This is a genomic window from Rhodopseudomonas rhenobacensis (genome assembly GCF_014203125.1).
GTDB classification, from domain to species: domain Bacteria; phylum Pseudomonadota; class Alphaproteobacteria; order Rhizobiales; family Xanthobacteraceae; genus Rhodopseudomonas_A; species Rhodopseudomonas_A rhenobacensis.
Genome location: NZ_JACHIH010000018.1, coordinates 97,362 through 102,165 on the forward strand (window position 1 = coordinate 97,362; position 4,804 = coordinate 102,165).

The following is a 4,804-nucleotide window of genomic DNA, read 5'->3' on the forward strand; positions in this document are numbered from 1 at the left end:
TTGTGTGCCCCGGGGCCCGGCGCCGCGAGGCGGGGGGTGGGGTGGGCGCGTTTCGGCAGAACGCGGCGCCCCCTCACCCGACGCGACAAGCTTCGCTTGCCGCGCCACCCTCTCCCCGCAGGCGGGGAGAGGGAGCGCGCTGCCGGTGTCGCGACGGATGTGATACGAACTAATCAAGATGACATGGAGGGTCCAATGGATCTGAGCTTCAGCAAGGAAGAACTGGCGTTTCGCGACGAAGTCCGCGCCTTCTTCAAGGACAACGTGCCGGCGGCGTTGCGGCAGAAACTGATGGAGGGCCGTCACCCGACCAAGCAAGAAATGGTCGACTGGTGGCGCGTGCTCAACAAGAAGGGCTGGGGCGCGCCGCATTGGCCGAAGCAATATGGCGGCACCGGCTGGAGCACGGTGCAGGACTACATTTTCAACGAGGAGCTGCAGATGGCGCCGGCGCCGGCGCCGTTGGCGTTCGGCGTCTCGATGGTCGGCCCGGTGATCTACACCTTCGGCAACGACGAGCAGAAGAAGCGCTTCCTGCCGCGGATCGCCAATGTCGACGACTGGTGGTGCCAGGGCTTCTCCGAGCCCGGCTCCGGCTCCGATCTCGCCTCGCTGAAGACCAAGGCCGAAAAGCGCGGCGACAACTACATCATCAACGGCCAGAAGACCTGGACCACGCTGGCGCAACACGCCGACTGGATCTTCTGCCTGTGCCGCACCGATCCCACCGCCAAGAAGCAGTCCGGCATCTCCTTCATCCTGGTCGACATGACGTCGAAGGGCATCACGGTGCGGCCGATCCAGACCATCGACGGCTCCAGCGAAGTCAACGAAGTGTTCTTCGACGACGTCGAGGTGCCGCTGGAGAACCTGGTCGGCGAGGAGAACAAGGGCTGGGACTACGCCAAATTCCTGCTCGGCAACGAGCGCACCGGGATCGCCCGGGTCGGCGTCTCCAAGGAGCGCATCAAGCGCATCAAGGAACTCGCCGCCAAGGTCGAGGCCGGCGGCAAGCCGGTGATCGAGGATCAGAAATTCCGCGAGAAGCTGGCGATGGTGGAGATCGAGCTGAAGGCCTTGGAATTGACTCAGCTGCGCGTCGTCGCCAACGAGGGCAAGCACGGCAAGGGCAAGCCGGATCCGGCGTCCTCGGTGCTGAAGATCAAGGGTTCGGAAATCCAGCAGGCCACCACTGAGCTGTTGATGAGCGTGATCGGGCCGTTCGCAGCGCCCTACGACGTCCACGGCGACGACGGCTCCAACGAGGCGATGGACTGGACCGCGCAGATCGCGCCCGCTTATTTCAACACCCGCAAGGTCTCGATCTACGGCGGCAGCAATGAGATCCAGCGCAACATCATCACCAAGGCGGTGCTGGGGTTGTAGCCTCCGGCTGCGCGTCTCTTCACCTCTCCCCGCTTGCGGGGAGAGGTCGACCCGGCGAAGCGCAAGCGAAGCCGGGTCGGGTGAGGGGGTGCTTCAGCAGAACGAGACGCCCCCTCACCCGGCGCGACAAGCTTCGCTTGTCACGCCACCCTCTCCCCGCAAGCGGGGCGAGGGAAGAGCAGCACCGATCAAGCGTGACGCAACAATTGCGTTCAGAGGAAGCATCACATGGATTTTGATCTCTCGGAGGAGCAGCGGCTCCTGAAGGACAGCGTCGAGGGTCTGCTGAAGACCTCGTATGATTTCGACGCCCGCAAGAAGTATCAGGCCGAGAAGGGCGGCTGGAGCAAGGGCGTGTGGAGCAAGCTCGCCGAGCAGGGCCTGCTCGGGCTGCCGTTCTCGGAAGACGACGGCGGCTTCGGCGCCGGCTCGATCGAGACCATGATCGTGATGGAAGCGCTCGGCAAGGCGCTGGTGGTCGAGCCGTATCTGCCGACCGTGGTGCTCGGCGGCGGCTTCCTGCGCCACGGCGGCTCGGCCGAGCAGAAGGCCGCGCATCTGCCCGGCCTGATCGACGGCTCCAAGACTTTTGCGTTCGCGCAGCTCGAGAAAGCCTCGCGCTACGACCTCGGCGACATCTCGACCACCGCGAAGAAGACCGCCACGGGCTACGTCATCGACGGCGAGAAATTCGTGGTGCTGAACGGCGAGAGCGCCGATACGCTGGTGGTGACCGCGCGAACCGCGGGCGGCCAGCGTGACCGTAACGGAATCGGCGTGTTCCTGGTGCCCGCCAACGCCAAAGGCGTCGCCATCAAGGGCTATCCGACCCAGGACGGCCTGCACGCCGCCGACATCTCCTTCACCGGCGTCGAGGTCGGCGCGGATGCCGCGATCGGCGATCCGGAGAATGCGCTGCCGTTGATCGAGCGGGTGGTCGACGACGCCCGCGCCGCGCTGTGCGCGGAGGCGGTCGGCGCGATGGACGAATCGCTGAAGAGCACGGTCGAGTATCTCAAGACCCGCACCCAGTTCGGCGTGCCGATCGGCTCGTTCCAGGTGCTGCAGCATCGCGCCGCCGACATGTTCGTCGCACTCGAGCAGGCGCGCTCGATGGCGATGTTCGCCACCATGGCGAGCGATTTCGACGACGCCGAGGCGCGCGCCAACGCGGTGGCGGCGGCCAAGGTGCAGGTCGGCCAGTCGCTGAAATTCGTCGGCGAGCAGTCGATCCAGCTGCACGGCGGCGTCGGCATGACCATGGAGTACAAGATCGGCCATTACTTCAAGCGGCTGACCATGATCGAGGCGACCTTCGGCGACAGCGACTTCCACCTCCGCCGCGTCAGCGCCGCCGGCGGGCTGATCTGACCGCGGTGTGATTGGACTGCGGTGCTGCAACGTCGGCGGCGCGTCCCTCTCCCCGCAAGCGGGGAGAGGTGACATGCGGCGCCGGCGTTCGTAACCTCGCCTCCGCGGGTCAGGTCGGAGAGCTGACCATCGATCCGCTATCTTGACCTCGCCCGCGCAATCGGCTGCTGTTGCCGCACCATCCCTCGCGTCACGGAAGCAACGCCATGTCCTACGTGCTGGCCATCGATCAGGGCACCACCTCGTCGCGCGCCATCGTGTTTCGTCAGGACATCTCGATCGCAGCGCAAGCGCAGCAGGAATTCCCGCAGCATTTCCCGGCCTCGGGCTGGGTCGAGCACGAGCCCGAGGACATCTGGGTGTCGACGCTGACCACCTGCCGCGCCGCGCTGGCGCAGGCCGGGCTCAGCGCGTCCGACATCGCCGCAATCGGCATCACCAACCAGCGCGAGACCACCGTGGTGTGGGACCGCGCCACCGGGCAGGCGGTGCACCGCGCCATCGTCTGGCAGGACCGCCGCACCGCGCCCGCCTGCGCGCAGCTCAAGGCCAGTGGCCACGAGCCGATGGTGTCGGCGAAAACCGGGCTGATCGTCGATCCGTATTTCTCCGGCACCAAGGTGGCGTGGATCCTCGATCACGTCCCCGGCGCCCGCGCCCGCGCCGAGCGCGGCGAATTGCTGTTCGGCACCGTCGATTGCTACCTGCTGTGGCGCCTCACCGGCGGCCGCGTCCACGCCACCGACGCCACCAATGCGTCGCGCACGCTGCTGTTCAACATCCACACCGGGCAATGGGACGACGACCTGCTGGCGCTGTTGCGGGTGCCGCGCTCGATGCTGCCCGAGGTGCAAGATTCCTCGCATCATTTCGGCGACAGCGAGCCGGAGCTGTTCGGCGGCGCGATTGCGATCCGCGGCATCGCCGGCGATCAGCAGGCCGCCACCATCGGCCAGGCCTGCTTTGCGCCCGGCATGATGAAATCGACCTACGGCACCGGCTGCTTCGCGCTGCTCAACACCGGCGCGGTGCCGGTGAAATCCACCCACCAGCTGCTCACCACCATCGCCTATCAGCTGAACGGACAGCGCACCTACGCGCTGGAAGGCTCGATCTTCGTCGCAGGCTCAGCCGTGCAATGGCTGCGCGACGGGCTGCACATCATCGCGCATGCGTCTGAGACCGGGCCGCTCGCCGACAAATCGGATTCGCTGCAGAGCGTCTATCTGGTGCCGGCCTTCGTCGGGCTCGGCGCGCCGTATTGGAATCCGCGGGTGCGCGGCGCGTTGTTCGGGCTCACCCGCAACACCGGCCCGGCCGAACTGGCGCACGCCGCGCTGGAGAGCGTGTGCTACCAGACCTACGATCTGTGGGCGGCGATGCGCGCCGATTGGCCGGACGCCGACGAGGCGTCGATCGTGCTGCGGGTCGACGGCGGCATGACCGCGTCGGACTGGACCATGCAGCGGCTCGCCGATCTGCTCGACGCGCCGGTCGATCGGCCGATGATCGCCGAGACCACCGCGCTCGGCGCCGGCTATCTCGCCGGCCTCAGCGCCGGGATTTTTCCGGAGCCGCAGCAATTCGCCGACAATTGGCGGCTGGAACATCGCTTCAAGCCGGTGATGAGCCAAGCGACCCGCGCCCGCAAGCTGAAGGGCTGGGCCGCGGCGGTGCGCGGGCTGCTCGCCAGCGACGACGAGTAACGACAAAGGAAAAGTGTAGCCCGGATGGAGCGCAGCGCAATCCGGGACCACGGGCTCGGAGCCCCCCCCCGGATTTCGCTTCGCTTCATCCGGGCTACAGGGTTGGCGACGAGGGGTAGTAACGACAAAGGCCGACCTTTCGGCCGGCCTTTGTTGTTGAGCTGTAGCCCGGATGGAGCGCAGCGCAATCCGGGACCACGGGCTCGGAGCACCCCGGATTTCGCTTCGCTTCATCAGGGCTACAGGGTTGGCGACGAGGGGTAGTAACGACAAAGGCCGACCTTTCGGCCGGCCTTTGTTGTTGAGCTGTAGCCCGGATGGAGCGCAGCGCAATCCGGGGA

The 4,804-nt window shown here is 66.5% G+C and carries 3 protein-coding genes; all 3 read left to right on the plus strand.

The features are described from left to right. Positions 1-195 precede the first annotated feature (195 nt). The 3 genes from pimC to glpK all read left to right on the plus strand — a co-directional run bounded on the left by pimC (position 196) and on the right by glpK (position 4,463). On the plus strand, positions 196-1,386 hold the full coding sequence (gene pimC, locus HNR60_RS14800) for a pimeloyl-CoA dehydrogenase large subunit (protein ID WP_184258765.1): 1,191 nt from the start codon (positions 196-198) through the stop codon (positions 1,384-1,386). A 228-nt stretch (positions 1,387-1,614) separates the two neighbouring features. Continuing rightward, a complete protein-coding gene (pimD, locus tag HNR60_RS14805; protein ID WP_184258767.1) occupies positions 1,615-2,757 on the plus strand; it encodes a pimeloyl-CoA dehydrogenase small subunit in 1,143 nt (380 codons plus the stop codon). Between the two features lie 206 nt (positions 2,758-2,963). After that, positions 2,964-4,463: a glycerol kinase GlpK gene (glpK, locus tag HNR60_RS14810; RefSeq protein ID WP_184258769.1), complete on the plus strand. Its 1,500-nt coding sequence runs from the start codon at positions 2,964-2,966 to the stop codon at positions 4,461-4,463. The last annotated feature ends 341 nt before the right edge of the window (positions 4,464-4,804 follow it).

Excerpts from the sequence above, each read along its gene's own strand:
- pimC (WP_184258765.1), top strand. The coding sequence starts at position 196 with ATGGATCTGAGCTTCAGCAAGGAAGAACTGGCGTTTCGCGACGAAGTC.
- pimD (WP_184258767.1), top strand. The coding sequence starts at position 1,615 with ATGGATTTTGATCTCTCGGAGGAGCAGCGGCTCCTGAAGGACAGCGTC.
- glpK (WP_184258769.1), top strand. The coding sequence starts at position 2,964 with ATGTCCTACGTGCTGGCCATCGATCAGGGCACCACCTCGTCGCGCGCC.